Origin of the sequence: Micromonospora sp. WMMB235 (genome assembly GCF_001855515.1) — a bacterium.
Lineage (GTDB): Bacteria > Actinomycetota > Actinomycetes > Mycobacteriales > Micromonosporaceae > Micromonospora > Micromonospora aurantiaca.
This window is the reverse complement of the sequence record NZ_MDRX01000001.1, coordinates 4,778,316-4,802,573: the sequence shown is the minus strand read 5'-3', so window position 1 is coordinate 4,802,573 and position 24,258 is coordinate 4,778,316. Positions and strand designations below refer to the sequence as shown.

Genomic DNA, 24,258 nt, shown 5'->3' with positions numbered 1-24,258 from the left:
ATCACAGTAACCACGAGAGCACCCACCGCATGGCAGTCCGTAGACTGTGCCCGTGCCGATCGACCGCGATGCCACCAAGCCCGCAACGGCGACGCCGCACGCCCGTACCGGCGCCGTGAGCGGCAACCCCGCTCGTGCCATCAGCGTGAGCGTCAACGGAAGCGTCGGCGGCGGGGCCGGCGCCGATCCGCTGCGCGCCAACCTCGCCCTGATGGCTCCCGGCACCGCCCTGCGGGACGGCCTGGAGCGGATCCTGCGCGGCCGCACCGGCGCGCTGATCGTGCTCGGCTACGACAAGGTGGTCGAGCAGATCTGCACCGGCGGCTTCCCGATGGACGTGGAGTTCTCCGCCACCCGGGTCCGTGAGCTGTGCAAGATGGACGGCGCGGTGGTGCTGTCCAGCGACGGCACCCGGATCGTGCAGGCCGGCGCGCACCTGATGCCGGACCCGTCCATCCCCACCGAGGAGTCCGGCACCCGGCACCGCACCGCCGAGCGGGTGGCCCGGCAGACCGGCTACCCGGTCATCTCGGTCAGCCAGTCGATGCGGATCATCAGCCTCTACGTCAACGGTCAGCGGCACGTGCTCGACGACTCGGCGGCCATCCTGTCCCGCGCCAACCAGGCGCTCGCCACGCTGGAGCGCTACAAGCTGCGGCTGGACGAGGTCTCCGGCACGCTCTCCGCGCTGGAGATCGAGGATCTGGTCACCGTCCGCGACGCGGTGGCGGTGGTGCAGCGGCTGGAGATGGTCCGGCGGATCGCCGACGAGATCGCCGGCTACGTGGTGGAGCTGGGCACCGACGGCCGCCTGCTGGCCCTTCAGCTCGACGAGCTGATGGCCGGCGTGGACGCCGACCGCACTCTGGTCATCCGCGACTACCTGCCGACCGGCCGCAAGTCCCGCACGCTCGACGAGGCGCTCGTGGAGCTCGACCTGCTCAGCGCCACCGAGCTCATCGACCTCGTGGCGGTGGCGAAGGCGATCGGCTACCCGTCCGCCTCGGACGCGCTCGACGCGGCGGTCAGCCCGCGCGGGTTCCGCCTGCTGGCCAAGGTGCCCCGGCTGCCGGTCGCCGTCGTCGACCGGCTGGTGGTGCACTTCGGCAGCCTCCAGCGGCTGCTCGGCGCGACTGTGGAAGACCTCCAGGCGGTCGAGGGCGTGGGCGACGCCCGTGCCCGTGGCGTCCGCGAGGGCCTGTCCCGGCTCGCCGAGGCCAGCATCCTCGAACGGTACGTCTGACCGACGGCTCAGCCGGTGATGGTCAACTTCACCGGCTCGCTAATCTTGGTGCCGACGCGGGCGAACACCTGGTACGCGCCGATCGCGGCGAAGTCGCCGCCGGCCAGCCCGCTCGCGCACCTGTTGTCCAGCCGGCCGTTCCAGCCCAGCTCGTAGGAGCGCTCGAAGTTCGGCGTGAACGACTGGACGTCCGAGCCCTTGCCGGTGCCGCAGGTGTCCGACGACCAGATCTTCTCCGCGCCCGACTTGACGTACAGCTCCTGGAGGTCGGCGCCGACGTCGCGGCTGCACGTACGGTTCGACACGTTCTTGACCTTCAGGCGCAGCGTGACCACAGTGCCCCGCTGGGCGGTCGGCGGCACCGCCACCGGCGTCACCAGCAGCTCGGAGTCGGTGCAGGTGCCGTCGTCGGAGACCGGCTGACCGGTCGCGCCACCGTTGCCGGTGCCGCCCCCGTTGTTCGCGCCCCCGCCGTCGTTCCCGCCGCCGGTGTTCTCGCCGCCTGTGTTCCCGCCGCCGTTGTTCGCGCCGCCGCCCCCGGTGTCGCCCGGTGCCGGCGACGGGCTGCCCGACTGCGGAGTCAGCACCGAGCCGGACGGGTCGGGCTGAGCCCCGGCGGAACCGGTCGGGGACGGGTCGGTGCCCGGCGCGCCGGTGTTGCGATCCGTACCGGTGCAGGAATACAGCAGGACAATCAGGAAGAGCAGCCCCGCTCCGAGCACGACGGCACGACGCCGCCAGTACACGGCAGGGGGCAGGGGGCCGACCGTCAGACGCATGATGCGCCTACCGTAGCCGCGCGGCGCACGGCTCGCCGGTCCGACGCGCCGGGAACCCGCCGCCGTACGCCCACGAGCGTCCACACTGGATTCCTACCGCCACCGTCAGAGGTAGACCTTGCGCTGGTAGATCGCGTGCGCGCCGGCCACCCGGTCGAGGAAGAGCAGCCCCGCGCAGTGGTCGATCTCGTGCTGGAGCGCCCGCGCCTCGAAGCCGTCCGTCACCAGGCGGACCGGCTCGCCGCTGCCGGGAAGCGCACCCTCGACGACCAGGCGGCTGGCCCGCTTCACGTCGCCGGTCAGGTCCGGCACCGACATGCAGCCCTCCCGCCCGGCCTTCCACCGGGACGCCTCCACCACGCGCGCGTTACAGAGCACGAACGTGCCGTGCACGGTGACCGCCTTCGGATGCCCCGTCACGTCCACCGCGAACACCTGCGCGCTCACCCCGACCTGCGGCGCCGCCAGTCCCACGCAACCGGGCGAGACGCGCATCGTGGCCACCAGGTCGGCGGCGAGGCGCACCACCTCGGCAGACGTCGGGTCGACCTCCGGGCCCGGTTGGCTCAGCACCGGCTCCGGCGCGGTGACCACCGCCCGTACCGCGCCGGGGATGCCGAGCTTCTCCGGGGTCCAGCCGCCCAGGCCCGCGTACTCCGGCCCGGTCACAGCAGATCCGTGTCCGCCGGGCGGAGGCTGACCCCCACGCCCAGCTCCGCGGCGACCCGGGTGAGCCGGCCGGCCACCTCGTCCGACACGCCGGGCGGCAACTCGACCTCGGCCACCACCACGTAGAGCGAACCGGTGAGCCGGGTGCTCAGGTCGGTCACGTTCCCGCCCGCGTCGGTGAGCACCCGGGTCATCGCCGCGACGATGCCCATCCGGTCGGCGCCGTGCACCGCGAGCACGTACGGCTCCCCGGTGGGCTCGCTGCCGCCGTCGGGCGTGACCGCGCGTACGGTCGCCAGCAGGTGCCCGTCGGCGGCGAGCGGGGCCAGCGCGGCCTCGACGTCGGCGGCGGCCGGGCCCACGCAGATCAGCGTCATCGCGAAGTGTCCACGCAGCCGGGTCATCGTCGAGTCGGTGAGGTTCGCGCCGAGCCGGGCGAGGACCTCCGCGACGTCGGCCACGATGCCCGGCCGGTCCCGGCCGATGACGGTGATCGCGAGCTCGTTCATTCGGACATTCTGCCCCGTCGCCCATGATCGATCGCGCCCGGCCACCCGGCCCGCCCAACCTGCGGGAAAGACAGCCGTGACATGATCGGCGACGCGATGTCCGATCCCACATTCGCCACCCAGGTCAGCCGGTGGTACGAGCGCAACGCCCGCGACCTGCCCTGGCGCAAGCCCGGCATCGGCGCCTGGGCGATCCTGGTCAGCGAGGTCATGCTCCAGCAGACCCCCGTGGTCCGGGTGGTACCGGCCTGGGAGGCGTGGCTGGCCCGCTGGCCCGAGCCGCGCGCGCTCGCCGAGGACACCCCGGCCGAGGCGATCCGGATGTGGGGACGGCTCGGCTACCCCCGCCGGGCGGTTCGCCTGCGCGAGTGCGCGGCGGCGATCGTGGAGCGCCACGGCGGCGTGGTGCCCGACCGGCTCGATCAACTGCTGGCGCTACCCGGTGTCGGCACGTACACGGCCCGCGCGGTCGCCGCGTTCGCGTACGGGCAGCGGCACCCGGTGGTGGACACGAACGTCCGGCGCGTGGTGTGCCGGGCGATCGCCGGAGAACCCGACGCCGGCCCCACCACCCGCCCGGCCGACCTGGTCGCCACCGAGGAACTGCTGCCGATCGAGCCGGCTGACGCCGCGCTGGCCAGCGCCGCCTTCATGGAACTAGGCGCTGTCGTCTGCACCGCCCGCGCGCCGCGCTGCGCGATCTGCCCGGTCGAGTCGAGCTGTGCCTGGCGGGCTTCTGGACAGGCCGCCCCCACGGGACCGACCCGCCGGCCGCAGCGTTACGCCGGCACCGACCGGCAGGTACGCGGACTGCTGCTCGCGGTGCTGCGGGAGTCCACCGGCCCGGTGCCGCACCAGCGGCTGGACCAGGTCTGGCACGACGACGTCCAGCGGGCGCGAGCGCTGGCCGGCCTGGTCACCGACGGCCTGGTGGAACCGGTGGGCCAGGAGTCGTTCCGCCTGGCCGGAGACGGCCCCGCCGTCCCCCTCCCCTGACCGCCCCCGCCCCACCCCCGCCCGCCCTCGGCTCGCCCCCCGCCCCGCCCTCGGCTCGCCCCGTTGATCATGAAGTTAGCGGCGACAAATAGGGCACCAAGTGCGGTCAACTTCATGATCGACCAGGGCAAAGGCGGGCAGGGCTGGGGCGGGCAGGGCTGGGGCGGGCAGGGCTGGGGCGGGCAGGGCTGGGGCGGGCAGGGCTGGGGCGGGCGGGCGGCGGCGCCAAGGCCGGGCGGCCGGCACCCTGGGGAGCGGTGGGTGGGCATCGGAAAGGCGACGGCCCCGGTGGCTTTCGCCTACCGGGGCCGTCGCCCTCGAACTGTGCGGACTTATGCGGCGTCGTCAGCGCCGGTGGCGGCGGTGCCGCCGAGGTCCGCCGGGACCGCGTCCGGCACGGCGTCCGGCCGGTCCGCGCCCCGGAAGACGAGCTTGGACTTGTCGATGTCCTCCGGGTCGCCCTCGCAGTCCACGACCACGATCTGACCCGGGGTCAGCTCGTTGAAGAGGATCCGCTCGGACAGGTTGTCCTCGATGTCGCGCTGGATCGTGCGGCGCAGCGGCCGCGCACCCAGCACCGGGTCGAAGCCCTTCTTCGCGAGGTACTTCTTCGCGTTGTCGGTCAGCTCCAGACCCATGTCCTTGTTCCGCAGCTGGGTCTCGATCCGGGCGATCATGATGTCGACGATCGACAGGATCTCCAGCTGACGCAGCTGGTGGAAGACGATGGTGTCGTCGATCCGGTTCAGGAACTCGGGCCGGAAGTGCTGCTTGAGCTCGTCGTTGACCTTCTGCTTCATCCGGTCGTAGTTCGACTCGGAGTCCTCGGAGGCCTGGAAGCCCAGCGAGACCGCCTTGGCGACGTCACGCGTACCGAGGTTGGTGGTCAGGATGATGACCGTGTTCTTGAAGTCCACGATCCGGCCCTGGCCGTCGGTGAGGCGCCCGTCCTCCAGGATCTGGAGGAGCGTGTTGAACACGTCCGGGTGGGCCTTCTCGATCTCGTCGAAGAGGACCACCGAGAACGGCCGGCGACGCACCTTCTCGGTCAGCTGCCCACCCTCGTCGTAGCCGACGTAGCCGGGAGGGGCACCGACGAGCCGGGACACCGTGTACCGGTCGTGGAACTCCGACATGTCCAGCTGGATGAGGGCGTCCTCGCTGCCGAACAGGAACTCGGCCAGCGCCTTGGACAGCTCGGTCTTACCGACACCGGACGGGCCGGCGAAGATGAACGAGCCGGAGGGGCGCTTCGGGTCCTTCAGGCCGGCGCGGGTACGCCGGATCGCCTTCGAGACGGCCTTGACCGCGTCCTCCTGGCCGATGACGCGCTTGTGCAGCTCGTCCTCCATGCGCAGCAGGCGCGAGGTCTCCTCCTCGGTCAGTTTGTAGACCGGGATGCCGGTCCAGTTGCCGAGCACCTCGGCGATCTGCTCGTCGTCGACCTCGCTGACGACGTCCAGGTCACCGGCCTTCCACTCCTTCTCCCGCTGAGCCTTCTGCCCCAGCAGCTGCTTCTCGGTGTCGCGCAGCTGGGCGGCCCGCTCGAAGTCCTGCGCGTCGATCGCGGACTCCTTGTCGCGGCGCACCTGGGCGATGCGCTCGTCGAAGTCGCGCAGGTCCGGCGGCGCGGTCATCCGGCGGATGCGCATCCGCGCGCCCGCCTCGTCGATCAGGTCGATCGCCTTGTCCGGCAGGAACCGGTCGGAGATGTACCGGTCGGCGAGCGTGGCGGCGGCGACCAGCGCGGCGTCGGTGATGGAGACGCGGTGGTGCGCCTCGTAGCGGTCCCGCAGGCCCTTGAGGATCTCGATGGTGTGGGCCAGCGACGGCTCACCCACCTGGATCGGCTGGAAACGACGCTCCAGAGCAGCGTCCTTCTCCAGGTGCTTGCGGTACTCGTCGAGCGTGGTGGCGCCGATGGTCTGCAGCTCACCACGGGCCAGCATCGGCTTGAGGATGCTGGCGGCGTCGATCGCGCCCTCGGCCGCGCCCGCACCGACGAGGGTGTGGATCTCGTCGATGAACAGGATGATGTCGCCGCGCGTACGGATCTCCTTGAGCACCTTCTTCAGGCGCTCCTCGAAGTCACCGCGGTAGCGGGAACCGGCGACCAGGGCACCGAGGTCGAGGGTGTAGAGCTGCTTGTCCTTCAGCGTCTCGGGCACCTCGCCCTTGATGATCTTCTGGGACAGGCCCTCCACCACGGCGGTCTTGCCGACGCCGGGCTCACCGATCAGCACCGGGTTGTTCTTGGTGCGGCGGGACAGCACCTGCATGACCCGCTCGATCTCCTTCTCGCGCCCGATGACCGGGTCGAGCTTGCCCTCGCGGGCGGCCTGGGTCAGGTTGCGGCCGAACTGGTCCAGCACGAGGCTGGTCGACGGCGCGGCCTCACCCGGGGCGGCACCGGCAGCGGCCGGCTCCTTGCCCTGGTAGCCGGAGAGCAGCTGGATGACCTGCTGGCGCACCCGGTTCAGGTCGGCGCCCAGCTTCACCAGGACCTGGGCGGCGACGCCCTCGCCCTCGCGGATCAGGCCGAGCAGGATGTGCTCGGTGCCGATGTAGTTGTGGCCGAGCTGCAGCGCCTCGCGCAGCGACAGCTCCAGCACCTTCTTGGCCCGCGGCGTGAACGGGATGTGCCCGCTCGGCGCCTGCTGGCCCTGGCCGATGATCTCCTCGACCTGCTGGCGCACGCCCTCCAGGGAGATGCCGAGGCTCTCCAGGGCCTTGGCCGCGACACCCTCACCCTCGTGGATCAGGCCCAGCAGGATGTGTTCCGTACCGATGTAGTTGTGGTTGAGCATCCGGGCCTCTTCTTGGGCCAGGACGACAACCCGTCGCGCTCGGTCGGTGAACCGCTCGAACATGCCCTCGTGCTCCTCACGTGCCGTGCGCCTTGATGGTCAGATCTCGGCGGGGCCGGTGCGCGGACGTCCGGGACGGGCGTCCGTGCCTCCTTACTCTATCGCCGCGGACCGTCTTCGCTGAGGTCGTGTGCCCCCGCGAATGCCCGTTCCGACGTCGTTTCTGACAACCGTCCACGCTCAGGAGGTGTTCCGGGGCCCCTGCCTGTACGCGCAGAGCGAAATTCGACCGGCACCCGAACGGCCGGCCGAGTGAACCGGAGGCGGCAACCGATGCGTCCGCCGGGTCGTCCACAGCCTGTGGATGAAGTCTCCACCGCCTGTGGACAACCATCCCCGGCGGGGGTTTCTTCCCGTCCGCCGCGAGCGAGGGCGGCACGGTGGGCCGGACCGGACATCCGGCACAGGGGCGACGGGAACGGGACGGCTGGGCGCAACCGTGACCCCGGTACGGAAACGGCGACGCCGGCCCGGAGTGGCACTCCGGTCCGGCGTCGCGTCGCCCGTGACGAGGGTGGGGTCAGTGCCCCGCCTTCGCGTGGTACTCGTCCACGATCTCCTGCGGGATCCGCCCCCGGTCGGAGATGTCCTTGCCGGCCTTCTTGGCCCACTCGCGGATGGCCCGGTTCTGCTCGCGGTCGGCGGTCGCGCCGCCCCGGCCCCGAGCGGCCCGGCCACCGACGACCACACCCCCGCGACCGACCTTCGTTCCGTTCGCGATGTACGGCGCGAATACGTCGCGCAATTTCCCGGCGTTGGAAGCGGAGAGGTCGATCTCGTACTGCACGCCGTCGAGCGCGAACTTGACGGTCTCGTCAGCGTCCCCGCCGTCCAGGTCATCGACCAGCTTGTGAATGATCTGCTTGGCCACGTCCCACATTCCTTTCGAGCAGGGTTGTACTCCTGCAATACACCGAGCACAATAACCCGTCCGGCGCTTGCTCCGTCAATAGGACGGGGTAACGAGCCGGAGAAGGCTTGCGGGGAGCACCTACTCGGGCCGGACCAACGGGAACAGGATCGTTTCCCGAATTCCGAGCCCCGTCAGTGCCATCAGCAGCCGGTCGATTCCCATTCCCATGCCGCCGGACGGCGGCATTCCGTACTCCATGGCCCGGAGAAAGTCCTCGTCCAGTCGCATCGCCTCGTCGTCGCCGCGCGCCGCGAGCTGCGCCTGGGCCACCAGCCGTTCCCGCTGCACGACCGGGTCGACCAGCTCCGAGTACGCGGTGCCCAGCTCGAATCCGAGCACGTAGAGGTCCCACTTCTCGGCCAGGCCCGGCTCGCTGCGGTGGGCCCGGGTCAACGGGCTGGTCTCCTCCGGGTAGTCCATGACGAACGTCGGCGCCCGAAGGGACGGCACGACCAGTTCCTCGAACAACTCCTCGGCCAGCTTGCCCGGTCCCCACTTCGGGTCGACGGAGAGACCGACCTTGTCCGCGTACTCGACCAGGCGTGCCCTTTCGGTGCGGACGGTGACCTGCTCACCGAGCGCTTCGGAAAGAACACCGAACAGCGACACCGACCGCCACTCGCCGCCCAGATCGAACTCACGCCCGTCGGCGTGCGTCACCACCGTCGAGCCGGCGACCGCCACTGCGGCCTGCTGTACGAGATTTCGGGTCAGCTCGGCCATCGTGTGGTAGTCGCCGTACGCCTGGTACGCCTCCAGCATCGCGAACTCGGGCGAGTGCGAAGAGTCGATGCCCTCATTACGGAAGTTGCGGTTGATCTCGAAGACGCGGTCCACGCCACCGACCACCGCACGCTTGAGAAACAGTTCCGGCGCGATTCGCAGATACAGATCCGTGTCGAGCGCATTGCTGTGGGTCACGAATGGGCGGGCCGCCGCGCCGCCGTGCAGCAGTTGCAGCATCGGCGTCTCGACCTCGATGAAGTCCTGCCCGTGCAGGGTGTCGCGCAGACTGCGGACGGCGGTGGCCCGGGTGCGGACCATCTGCCGGGCCTGCGGGCGGACCACCAGGTCCACGTAGCGCTGGCGGACCCGGGACTCCTCGCTGAGCGGCTTGTGCGCCACCGGCAGCGGGCGCAGCGCCTTGGCGGTCACCGCCCACTCCTCGGCGAGAACGGACAGCTCGCCGCGCCGGCTGGTGATCACCTCGCCGGTCACGCCCACGTGGTCGCCGAGGTCGACCAGACGCTTCCAGTCCCCCAGCCGCTCGGCGCCGACCCGGTCCAGCGAGAGCATCGCCTGGACCTCGGTGCCGTCACCGTCCCGCAGCGTCGCGAAGCAGAGCTTGCCGGTGTTGCGAATGAAGATCACCCGGCCGGTGACCGAGACCCGGTCGCCGGTGGCGGTGTCGGTGGGCAGGTCGCCGTAGCGCTCCCGCAGCTGCGCGAGCGTGGTGGTCCGCGGGAAACCCACCGGGTACGGCTCGACGCCCTCGGCGAGCATCCGGTCCCGCTTCTCCCGGCGGACCTTCATCTGCTCGGGAAGGTCGTCGGCGGGGTCTGTTGGCAGGGCGTTCTGCTCGGTCACGGCACGCTTCCTCAGGCCTTGGGGACATCGGCGGGGTCAGCACATGAGCGTACTCAAGCGCCGTGGCGGCCGTTACGGGATAACCTGCCCGCCATGACCGACCCCACTGCGGCGCTCTCGTTCGGTGCGGCCGCGGCCGAGTACGACCGTTTCCGTCCCCGTTATCCGGAGGCGGCGCTGCGCTGGGCGCTGGACGGACTGCTCGACGCGCAGGTCGTGGACCTCGGCGCCGGCACCGGCATCCTCACCCGGGGACTGCTGGCGCTGACCGGGCCGGTGGCGCACGTCGTACCCGTGGAACCGGATCCGGGGATGCGGGCGCAACTGGCCGCCGCGACGCCGGGTGCGACGGCGCTGGCCGGCAGCGCCGAGGCGGTGCCGCTGCCGGACGGGTCGGCGGACGCGGTGCTGGCCGGGCAGGCCTACCACTGGTTCGACAGGGAGCGGGCGCACGCCGAGGTGGCCCGCGTGCTGCGCCCGGGCGGCACGTTCGCGCCGGTCTGGAACATCCGGGACGAGCGGGTCGGCTGGGTGGCGGAGCTGACCCGGATCGCCCACCTCGGCGACAACGCGGGCGACGTGACCCAGCGGTACGCGGACTTCGGCGCCGCCTTCACCGCTGTCGAGGTGGGCGAGTTCCCGCACGCCACCACGCTCACGCCGGACGAGGTGGTGGGCATGCTGCACACCCGCTCGTTCTGGCTGACCGCCGACACGGACGAGCGGCGGCGGGTCGACGCGGAGCTGGCGGAGCTGTTCGCCGGCCACCCCGACCTGGCCGGCCGGGACGCCGTGGAGCTGCCGTACCGCACGATGGTGCTCCGGGCACGCCGGCGTTAAGAAGGGGCCCCTCCTCTACCGGAGGCGTTAACAGGGGGCCCTTCCTTGCACCTCAGACGTTGCGGTCGTAGACCATCCGCAGGCCGATCAGCGTGATCATCGGCTCGTGGTGGGTGATGGTGTGGCACTCGCCGAGCACCAGCGAGGCCAGGCCGCCGGTGGCGATGACCGCCTTCACGCCGCCCAGTTCCTCGGACATCCGCTCGACGATCCGGTCCACCTGGCCGGCGAAGCCGAAGTAGAGCCCGGCCTGGAGGCACTCGACGGTGTTCTTGCCGATCACCGAGCGCGGGCGGGTCGCCTCCACCTTGCGCAGCTGGGCCGCGCGGGCGGCCAGCGCGTCGAAGGAGATCTCGATGCCGGGCGCGAACGCCCCGCCGAGGAACTCCCCACGGCTGCTGACCAGGTCGAAGTTGGTGGTGGTGCCGAAGTCGACGACGATCGACGGCCCGCCGTAGAGCGTGTACGCGGCCAGCGTGTTCACCACCCGGTCCGCGCCCACCTCCTTCGGGTTGTCGATGGCGAGCTGCACGCCCGTCCGGACACCCGGCTCGACGATCACGCTGGGCAGGTCGGCGTAGTACCTGTCGAGCATGGTGCGCAGCGAGCGCAGCGCGGCCGGCACGGTCGAGCAGGCGGCCACGCCGGTGATCTCCACGGCGTCCCCGGCGAGCAGTCCGCGGAACATCAGACCCAGCTCGTCCGCTGTGGAACGGGCGTCGGTCTTGATCCGCCACGAATGCACCAGCTTGTCGCCGTCGAAGGTCGCCAGCACGGTGTTCGTGTTTCCGATGTCGATGCAGAGCAGCACAGCGGCAGCCTAGACGTCACGCAGGTCGAGGGCGATGTCCAGGATCGGCGACGAGTGGGTGAGCGCGCCGACCGAGAGGAAGTCGACGCCCGTCGCGCCGTACTCGGCGGCCATCGGCAGCGTCAGCCCTCCGGTGGCCTCCAGCTCCGCCCGGTCGCCCACCGACGCCACCACCTCGCGCAGCTGCGCCGGGGTCATGTTGTCCAGCAGCAGGAACCGCGCCCCCGCCTCGACCGCCTCCACCGCCTCGGCCGGCGTGTCCACCTCCACCTGCACCGCGACGTCGGGGAACGCCTCCCGGACCCGGCGGAACGCGGCAGCGATCCCGCCCGCCGCGACCTTGTGGTTGTCCTTGATCATGGCGACGTCGTACAGGCCCATCCGCTTGTTGGTGCCGCCACCGGCCCGGACCGCGTACTTCTCCAGTGCCCGCAGGCCCGGCGTGGTCTTGCGGGTGTCCAGCACCATCGCCTTCGTGCCGGCCAGCGCGTCGGCCCAGGCCCGGGTGTGCGTCGCCACCCCGGACATGCGGGACAGCAGGTTCAGCGCCGTCCGCTCGGCGGTCAGCAGAAGCCGGGTCGGCCCGGTCACGGTGGCCAGCACGTCGCCGCGCGCCACCCGCTGCCCGTCGTGAGCCACGAGCGAGACCTCGACCGTACGCCCCGCGCCGGTCACCTCGCCGACCAGCTCGAACACGGCGGCGGCGACGGGCAGCCCGGCCACCACGCCGTCGGCGCGCGCCACCAGATCGGCCGTGTCGTGCTGGTCGTCAGGGATGGTGGCCACGCTCGTCACGTCGAGGAAGTCGGGCCCCAGATCCTCGTGCAGCGTGTCGACGATGACGTGCCGGACCCGCTCCGGGTCCAGGCCGCCGTCCCGCAGCGCCCGCTCCGTCGACTCCCTCATGACTGGTTCTCCTCCCAGCGCTCGGCCACCCGGCCGTCCGTACCCACCTCGGCCACCAGGTGGCCCAGCCACCGCTCGTCGGCCGTCGGGAAGTCCTCCCGCCAGTGGCAGCCCCGCGTCTCCTGGCGCGCGTACGCGGCGGCGACCAGCGTCGACGCCACAGTCAGCAGGTTCGTCGCCTCCCAGTCGGCGGTACGCGGCACGCCCCGGCCCGCGCCCAGCCCGGTGAGCGTGGCGGCGGTGGCCTCCAGCGTCTGCGCCGACCGGAGCACTCCCGCGCCCCGCGTCATCGCCCGTTGCAGCTCCGCCGTGCCCGTAGCTGGCACCAGCGCGCCCGGACCGCCCACCCAGGCGCCGGTCTCCGCCGGGCGGGCCTGCTCGGGCAGCCCGGCGGCGATGTCCTCGGCGATCCGGCGGGAGAAGACCAGCCCCTCCAGCAGCGAGTTGCTGGCGAGCCGGTTGGCGCCGTGCACGCCGGTGCAGGCGACCTCGCCGCACGCGTACAGGCCGGGGATGGAGGTGCGCCCCCGCAGGTCGGTCCGGACGCCGCCGGAGGCGTAGTGCGCGGCCGGCGCAACCGGGATCAGGTCGGTCGCCGGGTCCACGCCGATGGCCAGGCAGGACGCCACGATGGTGGGGAACCGCCGGGCGAGGAAGTCGCCGCCCAGGTGCCGGGCGTCCAGGAAGACGTGGTCCGCGCCGGACGCGAGCAGCACCCGGTGGATGCCCTTGGCGACCACGTCCCGGGGCGCCAGCTCGGCCAGTTCGTGCTGACCGACCATGAACCGCTTGCCGTCGCCGTCGACCAGGTGGGCGCCCTCGCCGCGCAGCGCCTCGGAGACCAGCGGCTGCTGGGCCAGCCCCGCGCCCGGCCCGCCGGCCGGCACGATGAGCGCGGTCGGGTGGAACTGCACGAACTCCACGTCGGTGACTGCGGCGCCCGCGCGCAACGCCAGCGCCACCCCGTCGCCGGTGGAGACCGCCGGGTTCGTGGTGGCGGCAAAGATCTGCCCCATCCCGCCGGTGGCCAGCACCACCGCGCGGCCGAGGATCGCGCCGACGCCGTCCTCGCTGCCCTCGCCGAGCACGTGCAGCGTGATCCCGCAGGCCGGGCCGAGCCCGTCCGGCCCGTCGCCGGGAGCGCGCAGCAGGTCCAGCACCAGCGCGTGCTCGACCAGCCGGATCCACGGATCGCGGCGGACCGCGTCGTGCAGCGCCCGCTGCACCTCCGCACCGGTGGCGTCGCCGCCCGCGTGCACGATCCGGTCGGCCCGGTGGCCGCCCTCCCGGGTCAGCATCAGCGAGCCGTCCGGGTTGCGGTCGAACTCCGCCCCGATCCGCATCAGCTCACGCAGCCGGGTCGGCCCCTCGGCCACCAGTGCGCGGACCGCCGCCGGGTCGCAGAGGCCGACGCCGGCGACCTCCGTGTCGTACGCGTGCGCGTCCGGCGTGTCCGCCGGGTCCAGCACGGCGGCGATCCCGCCCTGCGCCCAGCGGGTCGAGCCCTCGTCCATGTCGACCTTGGTGACCACCGTGACGTGCAGGCCGGCCTCGCGCAGGTGCAGCGCGGCGGTCAACCCGGCCACGCCGGAGCCGACCACGATCACGTCTGTCGTCTCCACCCAGCCGGGGGCGGGCGCGGCGAGCAGCCGGGGCAGCGCCGGCAGGTCGACGGTCGGTAGGTCCATGAGCACAGTCAACCCGAAGCGAACTCGGCTCGGGCGCGGGGGGCGTGACGAGTGCGGTCCGCTACCTCGTCCGGCGCGGGAGGCCGGCCGGTCCGGCACCCTTGAGCGAGGTGGTGACCGTACGGTCGCTGAGCCACAGGTAGCAGCGGACGCCCCGGTCGCCGACCGCCCAGCGACCGGCAGCGGGCGGACGGACCACCACGTCGCTGCGGTAGCGCAGGAGCCCGTCGGCCGGCACCCCGGCGTACCGGGCGATCACGCCGAAGCAGCCGTCGTAGAGCGGCACCCAGTCCTCCGGCTTCTTCGGATACGGGCGGTCCGGCGCGGCCCACACGCCGACGAACTCGGCGTCGTGCGCGGCAGCACAGTCGACCGGGTTGAGCCGCTCCACGCGGTTCGTGTCCCGCACCGAGCGCTGGCAGCCCAGCCGCAGCGGGGAGGGCGTCTTGAGCGCGTCGCGCAGGCTGCCCGTCCGGGTGACCACGGTGGCCGCCGCCTCGACGGTGGTCAGCTCGGTCAGGTCGCACCGGTACCAGCGGGAGCCCGCCGTCCAGCCGGTGCCCGTCGGCACCGCCACTGCCAGCCGGAGCCGCCCGGCGCGCCAGTCGTCACCCACGTACCCGGCGGCCCGCTTGTCGCAGTCGGCGAACGCGGTACGCAGCTCGGGCGAGGCGAGCGGCGGCGGGGTGGGCCGGTCGGTGGTGAACGCCCCGACGTGCACCGTCTCCACCCGGTGCGGCAGCTCGCAGCCGACCGGCGCGTACGCGGCCAGGCCGACGCTCGCTGTGAAGTCGGCGACCTGGCAGACCCCGGCCGCCGGGGTGAACGGCCCGGGTGCGGCCATCGCGGCCCAGTCGTCGGTGAGGTCGCCGTCCATCCCGCCGGCGCCGGCGCAGCCGGTCAGGGCGGCGCTCGCGACCATCGCGGCGACCAGGAAGCTCATCGCACGGCGCATCGCGGCCTCCCCAAGCCGACGACCGTCGATCCCCGACGGTCCGCCCAGGGTAGCCGAAAATGACCTTCCGGTGACAGACCGCGTTTCCCGCCCGTCCGCCCCGTCGATCTTGCACTAGCCGCCCTCGCAAACCTGACAAAAGGGGCGACGAGGGGGCCGCAACTGCAAGATCAACGGCGAGACGCGGCGGCGAGGGGGTTGGGGACGGGGGCGCCTGCGGTGCCGGGGGCCGCGGTCGCCGGGTCCGCCGAGAGGTCGACGACCTTGTTGTCGGCGTCGACGTGAACCACCCGGGGGCGGTACGCGCGGGCCTCGGCGTCGTCCATCTGCCCGTACGAGATCAGGATGACCAGGTCACCGGGGTGCACCAGGTGCGCGGCGGCGCCGTTGATGCCGATCACGCCGCTGCCCCGCTGCCCCGGGATCACGTACGTCTCCAGCCGGGCGCCGTTGGTGATGTCCACGATCGCGACCTGCTCGCCGGGGATCAGGTCCGCCGCGTCGAGCAGGTCCTCGTCCACAGTCACCGAGCCGACGTAGTGCAGGTCGGCCTGGGTCACGGTGGCCCGATGGATCTTCGACTTGAGCATGGTCCGCAGCATCGGGGTGCCTTTCCGCATTCGTGGTGGGGTTCAGGGACGCGGCGCGAGGTGGATCGCCGTGTTGTCGATCAGGCGGGTGGCGCCGACCCAGGCCGCGATCAGCAGCCGGGCCGGGCCGGCGACCGGGCCGGGTTCCAGCTCGGTGTCGGTGAGCACCAGGTAGTCCAGGCGCGCGTCCGGCGCGTCGAAGGCCCGGTGCGCGGCGGCCAGCACCGCGCCCGCGTCCTCACCCCGCTCGGCCGCCGTCGCGCCGGCCCGCAACGCGGCGGACAGGCTCAGCGCGGTCTCCCGCTCGGGCGCCGACAGGTACCGGTTGCGGCTGGACATGGCCAGCCCGTCCGGTTCCCGTACGGTCGGCACGCCGACGATCTCGGCCGGCACGTCGAGGTCGCGGACCATCCGGCGGACCAGGGTGAGCTGCTGGTAGTCCTTCTCGCCGAAGAACGCCAGGTCGGGGCGGGTGAGCTGGAGCAGCTTCATCACCACGGTGAGCACGCCGTGGAAGAAGCCGGGACGGCTGAGGCCCTCCAGGTCCTCGCCGAGCGGACCCGGGTCGAGCCGCACCGTCGGGCGGCCCTCCGGGTACATCTCGGTCACCGAGGGCGCGAACACCACATCCACCCCGGCCCGGCGGCAGATCTCCAGGTCGGTGTCGAGCGTGCGCGGGTAGCGGTCGAAGTCCTCGTTCGGGCCGAACTGCAGCGGGTTCACGAAGATCGTGACGATGACGTGGCCGGCGCGCTCGCGGGCGGCCCGCAGCAGCGCCTCGTGCCCGGCGTGCAGCGCGCCCATGGTCATCACCACGCCGACCGGGCCGGCCATCGCCTCGCGGGCCGCCGCCAGTTCCTTGCGCGTGTGCAGCACCTCGGCCATCAGGCCGCCACCTCGATTCCGTCGAGCACGTTGCGCAGCGCGGCCGCGTCCGCCGGGCGAAGGCGGCCGACCGCGACGGCACGGTCCGCCGTCCGTCGTGCCAACGCCAGATACGCGGGTACGGATTCCGGCGCGGTCCGCGCCAGCCGGTCCAGATGCCGGCGTACGGTGCCCGCGTCGCCGCGCGACACCGGGCCGGTGAGCGCGTCGTCGCCCAGCCGCAGCGCGTTCTCCAGGGCGGCCCGCAGCAGCGGGGCGAGCACCTTCTCCGGCCGCTCCACCCCGGCGTCGCGCAGCCGGTCGGCGGCCTCGTTGACGAGCGTCACCAGGTGGTTCGCGCCGTGCGCGAGCGCCGCGTGGTAGAGCGGCCGGTCGTTCTCACCGACCCACTCCGGTACGCCGCCCAGGTCGGCCACCAGCCGGGCCGCGAACGGGCGCAGCTCGGCCGGGGCGGTCACCCCGTAGGAGATGCCGGGCAGGCGGGACAGGTCGTCCGGCGTACCGGTGAAGGTCATCGCCGGGTGCAGCGCGAGCGGCCGGGCGCCCGCCTCGACGGCCGGGGCCAGCGCGGCGAGCCCGTGCGCGCCGGACGTGTGCGCCACCACCTGGCCGGGGCGCAGCGCGCCGCTCGCGGCCAGGTCCGCTACCACGCCCGCCAGCGCGTCGTCCGGGACCGCGACGATCAGCAGGTCGGCGGCAGCACGCGCCACGGCGGACGCGGAACCGTGCGGGGTCTGCGGCAGCAGCAGCGCCAGCCGGGCCTTCGTCGCGCCCGAGGCGCCGGATGCGGCGACCACCCGGTGACCGGCTGCGGCGAGGGCCGCGCCCAGCACGGCGCCGACCCGGCCGGCGCCGAGGACGCCGACGGCGAGGGTACGCGGGAAGACGAGCGGGGCAGCGGTGGCCCGGGGGCGCAGCGGTGCGCTCATGGCAGCGATCCAGTCCTCGAAGGGGGTACCGGTCGATGGCAAGTATGCGCCCGGGTGACAGACCCGAAACAAGAAGGTGTGAAAACCTTCACCGACCGCCGGAAGCCGCTGCTGCGGTGGCGGGCAAACCGCCCGTTCGGGTACGTCCCGTAGGGTCGGCCCGGTGACCTCCCCGCTGCGCTGGCGCGACGCGATGGAGCGGGCGCTGTACGGACCGGACGGCTTCTTCGTCTCCGGTGCCGGGCCCGCCGCGCACTTCCGCACGAGCGTGCACGCCTCGCCCGTCTTCACCGCGTGCCTGCTGCGGCAGCTCGAGACGGTGGACGCGGCGCTGGGGCACCCGGCCCGGCTGGACGTGGTGGACGTGGGCGCGGGCCGGGGCGAACTGCTCCGGGAGCTGCTGGCGCAGGCCGCACCCGAGCTGGCCGCCCGGCTCCACCCGGTAGCCGTGGAACGAGCCACCCGCCCGCCGGACCTGCCCTCGCAGATCGACTGGCGCTCCGACATACCCGACGACATCACCGGCCTGCTCCTGGCGACGGAATGGCTGGACAACGTCCCAGTGGACGTGGCAGTCCACACCCCCGAGGGCTGGCGCCTCCTCCTGGTGAACCCGAAAACCGGCGAGGAGACGATCGGCCCGCCCCCGTCCCCCACCGACACCACCTGGCTCACCCACTGGTGGCCCTCGGCCGCCCCGCCCAACGCCCCGGTGATCAAGGAGTTTGTGGCCTCGGAGGGCCCGGATCAGGACACAAACTCCTTGATCAACGGGGCGGGTGAGGGCGAGGGCGGGGGCGGTTGGAGGGGGGAGATCGGGTGGTCGCGGGATCTGGCCTGGGCTGAGGCTGTGGGGAAGGTGGCGCGGGGGCTGGCGCTCGCCGTGGACTACGGGCATCTGCGGGACTCGCGTCCTGCCGACGGGACGCTCACCGGGTATCGGGGCGGGCGGCAGGTGCCACCGGTTCCGGACGGGTCGTGCGACGTGACGGCGCACGTCGCCATGGACTCGGTCGCCTCCGCCGGTGAGCGGGTCGCGCGGTGCGCGTACTCCATGGTCTCTCAGCGGGAGGCGCTGCGGGCGCTCGGGGCCGACGGCGGGCGACCACCACTGAGCCTGGCCGGTCGCGACCCGGCCGGCTACCTGCGGGCGCTGGCCGCCGCGTCGGCGGCGGCCGAACTGACCGACCCGGCCGGGCTCGGCGGGCACCTGTGGCTGCGGCAGCCGGTCGGCGTCGCGCTCGACGCGGTCGTGGCACGATGACGGGCATGACCACGGACGCCGCCGACCTCCGCGAGCTGACAGTCGGCACCGGCGCCGGCGGTGAGCAGCTCGGCACCGACATGGTGCTCAACATCGGGCCGCAACACCCCTCGACGCACGGCGTGCTGCGGCTGAAGCTGGTGCTCGACGGGGAGCGGGTGGTCGCCGCCGAGCCGATCGTCGGCTACATGCACCGGGGGGCGGAGAAGCTCTTCGAGGTACGCGACTACCGGCAGATCATCGTGCTGGCGAACCGGCACGACTGGCTGTCGGCGTTCTCCAACGAGCTGGGCGTGGTGCTCGCCGTCGAGCGACTGATGGGCATGGAGGTGCCGGAACGCGCCACCTGGCTGCGGATGGCGCTGGCCGAGCTGAACCGGGTGCTCAACCACCTGATGTTCCTCGGCTCGTACCCGCTGGAGATCGGCGCGATCACGCCGATGTTCTACGCGTTCCGGGAACGGGAGACCATCCAGGCCGTGATGGAGGAGGTCTCCGGCGGCCGGATCCACTACATGTTCAACCGGGTCGGCGGCCTGAAGGAGGAGGTGCCGTCCGGCTGGACCGGGCGCGCCCGCGCCGCCATCGCCGAGGTACGCCGCCGGATGCCCGACCTGGACAACCTGATCCGGCGCAACGAGATCTTCCTGGCCCGTACCGTCGGCGTCGGTGTGCTCTCCGCCGCCGACGCCGCCGCGTTCGGCGCGTCCGGGCCGGTCGCCCGCGCCTCCGGCCTCGACCTCGACCTGCGCCGCGACGAGCCGTACCTGGCCTACGACCAGCTCGACGTGCCCGTGGTGACGAAGACCGCCGGTGACTGTCACGCCCGCTTCGAGGTGCTGCTCGACCAGGTGTACGTCTCGCTCGACCTCGCCGAGCAGTGCCTGGACCGGGTGGACCGGATCAGCGGGCCGGTGAACACCCGCCTGCCGAAGGTGCTGAAGGCGCCCGAGGGGCACACGTACGCCTGGACGGAGAACCCGCTCGGCATCAACGGCTACTACCTGGTGTCCCGGGGCGAGAAGACGCCGTGGCGGATGAAGCTGCGCACCGCCTCGTACGCGAACGTGCAGGCGCTGTCGTCGCTGCTGCCCGGCTGCCTGGTGCCGGACCTGATCGCCATCCTCGGCTCGATGTTCTTCGTGGTGGGCGACATCGACAAGTAGCCGGCGGGGTCAGCGCCAGCGGTCGGCGGTGTCCCGATACGGCTCGCCGTGTCCACCGCGCTCCGGGCTGCGCCACTCCGGTTCCGCCGGCCGCCATTCCGGCTCGGGCCGACGCCACTGCGACTCGCTCTGCCGCGTCTCCGGCTGACGCCACTCGGGCTCGACCTGACGCCACTCCGGCTCGGCCTGACGCCACTCCGGTTCCGGCTGACGCCATTCCGGTTCGGGCTGACGCCATTCCGGGGGTGGCTGGCGCCATTCCGCCTGGCCGCTGCGCTGCGTCGGTGGCCGCCACTCGTCCGGCACCGGCACACCGCCGGCCGGCAGCGCCGGGTGGCTCTCCCCGGACCAGCGGGCGTCCGGTCCGTCCGGTCCGCTCGCGGCCGCTCCACCGCCGCGTACTGAGGCCCACCGGTCCTCGACTCGGTACTCCGTGCCGCCGCCGTCGGCGTGCACTGCGGCCCGCCGTTCCCCGAGGCGGATCTCCCGGCCCGCGCCGTCGTCACGGACCGCGGCCCACCGGTTGCCGGCACGCATCTCGGACCACTGGTCGCCGTCGGTGCCCGCCCGGCCGGGCGGCACGTCCGGTACGCCCGCTGCGGCCGCGGGCCAGGCGCCCGCCGCCCGGCCGGCCCGGTCGTCACCGCCGCCGGACCAGGGCCGCTGCTCCTCCGCCGCCGTCCGGCCATGCTCGCTCGACCAGCCGCCCCCGGCGGTACGCCCGGACCAGCCCTGTTCCCCGGCAGTGGCCCGGCCGACACCTGCCCATGGATGCTCGGCACCGGGACGCCCGGGGTCGGTCCACGAGTGCCCGTCGTCGCCGGAGCCGGCACCCCGGCCGCCGTCGTCCGACCCGGCGCGGCGGCCCGGCCGGTCGCCCGGGTCGCGGTGTCCCGCGTGCCGGTGGTCGGCCGCGTCCGCGCCCCGGGACCGGTCCTCGTCCGGCCAGCCGCCGGGGAATCCGCCGTACCGGGTGCCGGTCGGCTCACCGCCGACGATCGTGTGCCGGGTGGTGACGTGCACCGTCTCGGTGTGGTGGACCACGCCGACCGGGCGGGTTTCCGGCCGGGCCACCGGCTCGGACACCCGCGCCGCGCCGTACACCCCGCTCGCGGGCCGGTCCGGACGTACGGTGGCCCGCGCCGCCGGTTCGGCGTCGTGCCGACCGGTCCGTGCCGGTTCGGAGTCGTAGCGACCGGCCCGGGGCTGTTCGGTTTCGTAGTGGTCCGCCCGGGGCGACTCAGTGCCGTAGCGGCTGGTCCGGAACGGTTCGGAGTCGTAGTGGCCCACCCCAGGCGACTCGGCGTCGTAGTGGCCGGTCCGGGACGGCTCGGCCTCGTATCGGCCCGTCCGGGACGGGTCCGGGGTGTGGTGGCCCGTCCGGGACGGGTCAGCGGCGTAGTGGCCCGTCCGGGGCGCGTCGGCGTCGGTTCCGTAGCCGCCGCCGGGGTACGCCGGCCGGGCCGGTTCGTCGTCCCGGCCGACCGGTTGCGGCCGGCCGACGTCGGGCGTGCCGGCGCCCGGCACCCGGGCCGCGCCGCTCGGGCGCTCCGGCGCCGACGCCAGGGCGGACACGGGCGCGGAGGCCAGTCCGGCGGCGGCCGCGTCGAGCCGGTGCCGTACCGCGCCGGCCACCTCCTCGGCCCGTCGTGCCTGGTCGAGCGCCTGATTGCCGCGCTGGGCGGCGGCCACGATCTCGGCCCGCAACTCCCGCCGCAGCTGCGCCAGCTCCTCGCGCATCTCCTCGGACGCCGCGCCCCCGGAACCGCTCTCCGGCCGCAGCGCGATGGACAGACCGATGAGCACGACCGCGAGGATCGCCAGGACGGCGCCGAACCGGAGCGAGCCGTTGCCGTCGGCGATCAGCAGGATGAGCGCGGCCAGGGGCGCCAGCCCCACACCGACCCAGAACAGGACGGTGAGCAGGGCGGGCGTGCTCTTGTCGGCGGGCGCGACCGAGGCTGGCATGGCTGAGCAGAGTACCGAGAGTTCCACCGGAGGGGAACGGGTCGGCGCCACCCGATGAGCGGCCCGCCGAACGGGCTGCCCGTGCCGCCGGCCGGCACGCGTGGCGCCGGCCGGCGGTGGTGCGTCAGCTCGTGGCCAGCGCCGCGTCGGAGGAGAAGACCAGGCCGACGCTCGCCGAGCCGGTCTTCAGCGCGTTCTTGGTCTGCGGGCCGCCCGCGTCCAGCGAGCTGAACGAGCCGGCCTTGAAGTCGTAGACCTCGACCAGACCGGCCTGGCACTTCGGCCGCTGCGGGCACTCCGGCGGCCCGGCCAGCACGGTGGCCTGGCCGGAGCACTTGGCGGCCAGGTCGGAGAGCGTGGACACGCCGTACTTGTCGGCGAACGCCTTGGTGACCGCGAACGCGTTCTGGTCCTGCGCCTGGGACGGCTGGCCGAAGACCAGGCCGGCCTTGTCACCCTCGGTCTTCAGCGCCGCGACCGTCTTGTCCAGCTCCGGCGAGGAGACGGGCTGGGCGTCCTTGCCGTTGGCCTTGGTGTTGAGGAACTCCGCCATGGTGGCGGCGTACTCCGGGACGACCTGGATCTGGCCCTTCTCCAGGGCCGGCTCGTAGAGCTCCCGGTTGCCGATGGTCTGCACCTTGACCTGGTAGCCGGCCGCGGTGAGCGCGATCTTGTAGAGCTCGGCGATGGTCTGGCTCTCGCTGAAGTTGCCGGCGCCGACGGTGATCTGACCGCCCGGGCCCTTCTCGATCCCGTCGGTCACGCCGTTGGCGGAGGCGAACTCCTGCGCCGCGACCTGGGGCGTCTTGCGGTCGACGTCGACCGCCCGGTTGAGCTGGATCAGCTTCGGGGTGTCGAGCTTCGCGGAGACCTTGTCCAGCGCGGCGACGAGCTGCGGCGTGGCCGCCTTCGCGTTGATCGCCGGGATGACGTTGTCGGTGTTCTGGAGCTTCTTGTCGTCGGTCAGGACGACGAGCTGGTCACCGGCCACCGGTGCACAGCCAGCCCCCGAGGCGCCCTGCTCGGGGGCGTCGGTGCCGGACGAGCCGGCGTCGCCGCAGCCGGTGAGGAGAACAGCCGCAGTGAGTGCGCCGAGCGCCCCCGCGGCCAGTGTCGTACGCGCGCGCATCAGTGCCCGCCTTCCGTGTCCCGGCGCGACCCCCTCGGGCCGGCCGCGTGTCCGACGGGCGATCCGGACGGCCACCCGCGACTCCAGCCAATATCCTCCGGACCCGACCGACAAACTCGGAGCGGTTTTCGTCATCCGATCGTCACCGACGGCTCAGTTGCCGGTCGTCGCCGCCGTCGCGCGGCGGTTCGCCCGCGTGCGTTCCCGGCGCAGCGGGCGGGGCGTGACCACCCGCTCGACCAGCGCGAGCACCCCCTCGACGAGCAGCGCCAACCCGGCCACCAGGACCCCGCCGGCGATGATCTGGCCGCCGCCGGCGGCGATGTCGAGCCCGAACCCGGCCCGGATTATCTGGCCCAGCCCACCGCCGTTGACGAACGAGGCGAGCGCGGCGGTGGCCACCACCTGCACCGCCGCGGTACGGAAGCCGGCCGCCAGGTAGGGCACCGCGAGCGGCAGCTCCACCCGCCGCAGCACCTGCCCGCCGGACAGACCCATGCCCCGGGCCGCGTCCCGGGCCTCCGGGTCGGCCTGCCGCACCCCGGTGAACGCGTTCGCCAGCAGCGGCGGAACCGCGAAGACCGCGAGCGCCACCACCACGGCCGGACGGCCGAAGCCGAGGAACGTCAGCGGCAGGATGGTCAGCAGCGCCAGCGTCGGGATCGCCAGTGTGACGTTGGAGACCAGCAGGACCAGCCCGCCGCCCCGGCCGCTGTGCCCGAGCCACAGCCCGATCGGCCAGGCCACCAGGCAGCCCAGCAGCACCGCCAGCGCGGACATGCTCAGGTGCTCGCCGAGGCGGTCCAGCACGCCGCCGGGGTTGGTCCAGTTCAGCGGGTCGTTCAGCCAGACCACTGCCTGCTCGACGGGGTTCACCGGGCGGACCTCCCGCGCAGCCAGGGGGTGAGCAGGCGGCCCACGCCCGCCAGCACCAGGTCGAGCACCAGCGCCAGCAGCACGCACAGCACCGTGCCGGCCATGATCTGCGCCTTGTAGAAGTTGTTCTGGAAGCCCGCGAAGATGAGCTGCCCGAGCCCGCCCCGGCCGACCACCACTCCGACCGTGACGAGCGCGACAGTGGACACGGTCGCCAGCCGTACGCCGGTGAGGATGCCCGGTAGCGCCAGCGGCAGCTCGATCCGGAACAGCCGGCCCCACCTGCCGTACCCCATGCCCTCGGCGGCCTCGCGCACCTCCGGGGGCACCTGGTTCAGCCCGGCCAGCGCGTTGCGCACGATGACCAGCAGCGCGTACAGCGCGACCACGGTGAGCACTGTGATCGCGCCGATGCCCAGGTACGGCGCGAGGAACGCGAACAAGGCCAGCGACGGGACGGTGTAGAGCACCCCGGTCACCGCCAGGATCGGGGCCGACAGCGACCGGAACCAGTACGCGAGCACCGCGAGCGGCAACGCCACCAGCGCGGCGATCACCACGGCGCGGGCGGTCAGCCAGGTGTGCTCCCGCAGCGCGGCGAGGATCGTGTCAGAGTTGTCCCGCACGTACTGCCAGGAGAACCACGGATTACCCGGGTCGGCCCGGTAGCTCAGGTGGAGGGACACAC

At 72.9% G+C, this 24,258-nt stretch carries 22 protein-coding genes; 5 read left to right on the top strand and 17 right to left on the bottom strand.

Annotated elements, in window-relative coordinates:
• The first annotated feature begins 52 nt into the window (after positions 1 to 52).
• Positions 53 to 1,243, top strand: a complete 1,191-nt coding sequence (disA, locus tag BFV98_RS21115; RefSeq protein WP_013288946.1) for a DNA integrity scanning diadenylate cyclase DisA — start codon at positions 53 to 55, stop codon at positions 1,241 to 1,243.
• An 8-nt stretch (positions 1,244 to 1,251) separates the two neighbouring features.
• On the opposite strand, the gene BFV98_RS21110 is transcribed toward disA, so the two are convergent.
• From BFV98_RS21110 to BFV98_RS21100, 3 genes are all read right to left on the bottom strand, one after another.
• On the bottom strand, positions 1,252 to 2,022 hold the full coding sequence (locus tag BFV98_RS21110) for a hypothetical protein (protein WP_013475019.1): 771 nt from the start codon (positions 2,020 to 2,022) through the stop codon (positions 1,252 to 1,254).
• A 105-nt stretch (positions 2,023 to 2,127) separates the two neighbouring features.
• Positions 2,128 to 2,691 carry a peptide deformylase gene (locus BFV98_RS21105; RefSeq protein ID WP_071097540.1) on the bottom strand — a complete coding sequence of 188 codons (564 nt, stop codon included), beginning with the start codon at positions 2,689 to 2,691 and terminating at the stop codon, positions 2,128 to 2,130.
• The gene (locus tag BFV98_RS21100) at positions 2,688 to 3,200 is read right to left on the bottom strand and encodes a glycine cleavage system protein R (protein ID WP_013288949.1); all 513 of its coding nucleotides are present in this window, start codon (positions 3,198 to 3,200) and stop codon (positions 2,688 to 2,690) included. Before BFV98_RS21100 ends, BFV98_RS21105 begins: the two co-directional genes overlap by 4 nt.
• A 96-nt stretch (positions 3,201 to 3,296) precedes the next feature.
• Between BFV98_RS21100 and BFV98_RS21095 the strand changes: the two genes are divergently transcribed.
• Positions 3,297 to 4,196 (top strand): A/G-specific adenine glycosylase, encoded by a 900-nt coding sequence (locus tag BFV98_RS21095; protein WP_071098956.1) that lies wholly within the window; start codon positions 3,297 to 3,299, stop codon positions 4,194 to 4,196.
• A gap of 332 nt (positions 4,197 to 4,528) precedes the next feature.
• Here the strand turns inward: BFV98_RS21095 and BFV98_RS21090 are convergent, their stop codons facing one another.
• The 3 genes from BFV98_RS21090 to lysS form a co-directional block, all read right to left on the bottom strand.
• Positions 4,529 to 7,066, bottom strand: coding sequence for an ATP-dependent Clp protease ATP-binding subunit (locus tag BFV98_RS21090; RefSeq protein ID WP_013288951.1), 2,538 nt, complete (start codon positions 7,064 to 7,066; stop codon positions 4,529 to 4,531).
• A 517-nt stretch (positions 7,067 to 7,583) separates the two neighbouring features.
• On the bottom strand, positions 7,584 to 7,934 hold the full coding sequence (locus tag BFV98_RS21085; protein ID WP_013288952.1) for an Lsr2 family protein: 351 nt from the start codon (positions 7,932 to 7,934) through the stop codon (positions 7,584 to 7,586).
• Between the two features lie 120 nt (positions 7,935 to 8,054).
• A complete protein-coding gene (gene lysS, locus BFV98_RS21080) occupies positions 8,055 to 9,563 on the bottom strand; it encodes a lysine--tRNA ligase (RefSeq protein ID WP_071097538.1) in 1,509 nt (502 codons plus the stop codon).
• Positions 9,564 to 9,656: 93 nt separating this feature from the next.
• Here lysS and BFV98_RS21075 point away from each other — a divergent pair, with 93 nt between their 5' ends.
• On the top strand, positions 9,657 to 10,403 hold the full coding sequence (locus tag BFV98_RS21075) for a class I SAM-dependent methyltransferase (RefSeq protein WP_013288954.1): 747 nt from the start codon (positions 9,657 to 9,659) through the stop codon (positions 10,401 to 10,403).
• 52 nt (positions 10,404 to 10,455) lie between these two features.
• Here the strand turns inward: BFV98_RS21075 and BFV98_RS21070 are convergent, their stop codons facing one another.
• From BFV98_RS21070 to BFV98_RS21040, 7 genes are all read right to left on the bottom strand, one after another.
• Positions 10,456 to 11,214 (bottom strand): type III pantothenate kinase, encoded by a 759-nt coding sequence (locus BFV98_RS21070; RefSeq protein WP_013288955.1) that lies wholly within the window; start codon positions 11,212 to 11,214, stop codon positions 10,456 to 10,458.
• Positions 11,215 to 11,223: 9 nt separating this feature from the next.
• Positions 11,224 to 12,120, bottom strand: coding sequence for a carboxylating nicotinate-nucleotide diphosphorylase (gene nadC, locus BFV98_RS21065; protein ID WP_013288956.1), 897 nt, complete (start codon positions 12,118 to 12,120; stop codon positions 11,224 to 11,226).
• Positions 12,117 to 13,808, bottom strand: a complete 1,692-nt coding sequence (locus tag BFV98_RS21060) for an L-aspartate oxidase (protein WP_013288957.1) — start codon at positions 13,806 to 13,808, stop codon at positions 12,117 to 12,119. The genes nadC and BFV98_RS21060 overlap by 4 nt, the downstream gene beginning before the upstream one ends.
• Before the next feature lie 61 nt (positions 13,809 to 13,869).
• Positions 13,870 to 14,763 (bottom strand): septum formation family protein, encoded by an 894-nt coding sequence (locus tag BFV98_RS21055; protein WP_013288958.1) that lies wholly within the window; start codon positions 14,761 to 14,763, stop codon positions 13,870 to 13,872.
• A 170-nt stretch (positions 14,764 to 14,933) separates the two neighbouring features.
• Positions 14,934 to 15,365 (bottom strand): aspartate 1-decarboxylase, encoded by a 432-nt coding sequence (gene panD, locus BFV98_RS21050; RefSeq protein WP_013288959.1) that lies wholly within the window; start codon positions 15,363 to 15,365, stop codon positions 14,934 to 14,936.
• 30 nt (positions 15,366 to 15,395) lie between these two features.
• Complete coding sequence (gene panC, locus BFV98_RS21045) at positions 15,396 to 16,238, bottom strand: pantoate--beta-alanine ligase (protein WP_013288960.1); 843 nt, start codon at positions 16,236 to 16,238, stop codon at positions 15,396 to 15,398.
• Entirely contained in the window at positions 16,238 to 17,167 is a 930-nt protein-coding gene (locus BFV98_RS21040; RefSeq protein ID WP_013288961.1) for a Rossmann-like and DUF2520 domain-containing protein, read from the bottom strand. Before BFV98_RS21040 ends, panC begins: the two co-directional genes overlap by 1 nt.
• Positions 17,168 to 17,360: 193 nt before the next feature.
• Between BFV98_RS21040 and BFV98_RS21035 the strand changes: the two genes are divergently transcribed.
• Positions 17,361 to 18,431, top strand: coding sequence for an SAM-dependent methyltransferase (locus tag BFV98_RS21035; protein WP_049794896.1), 1,071 nt, complete (start codon positions 17,361 to 17,363; stop codon positions 18,429 to 18,431).
• The gene (locus tag BFV98_RS21030) at positions 18,428 to 19,597 is read left to right on the top strand and encodes an NADH-quinone oxidoreductase subunit D (protein ID WP_013288963.1); all 1,170 of its coding nucleotides are present in this window, start codon (positions 18,428 to 18,430) and stop codon (positions 19,595 to 19,597) included. The genes BFV98_RS21035 and BFV98_RS21030 overlap by 4 nt, the downstream gene beginning before the upstream one ends.
• 9 nt (positions 19,598 to 19,606) lie before the next feature.
• Here BFV98_RS21030 and BFV98_RS21025 read toward each other — a convergent pair whose 3' ends face one another.
• The 4 genes from BFV98_RS21025 to BFV98_RS21010 form a co-directional block, all read right to left on the bottom strand.
• Positions 19,607 to 21,565: a hypothetical protein gene (locus BFV98_RS21025; protein ID WP_071097536.1), complete on the bottom strand. Its 1,959-nt coding sequence runs from the start codon at positions 21,563 to 21,565 to the stop codon at positions 19,607 to 19,609.
• A 124-nt stretch (positions 21,566 to 21,689) separates the two neighbouring features.
• Positions 21,690 to 22,694, bottom strand: coding sequence for a glycine betaine ABC transporter substrate-binding protein (locus BFV98_RS21020; RefSeq protein WP_013288965.1), 1,005 nt, complete (start codon positions 22,692 to 22,694; stop codon positions 21,690 to 21,692).
• A gap of 153 nt (positions 22,695 to 22,847) precedes the next feature.
• Positions 22,848 to 23,570: an ABC transporter permease gene (locus tag BFV98_RS21015; protein WP_013475008.1), complete on the bottom strand. Its 723-nt coding sequence runs from the start codon at positions 23,568 to 23,570 to the stop codon at positions 22,848 to 22,850.
• Positions 23,567 to 24,256, bottom strand: coding sequence for an ABC transporter permease (locus tag BFV98_RS21010; protein WP_013288967.1), 690 nt, complete (start codon positions 24,254 to 24,256; stop codon positions 23,567 to 23,569). The genes BFV98_RS21015 and BFV98_RS21010 overlap by 4 nt, the downstream gene beginning before the upstream one ends.
• Between the last annotated feature and the right edge of the window lie 2 nt (positions 24,257 to 24,258).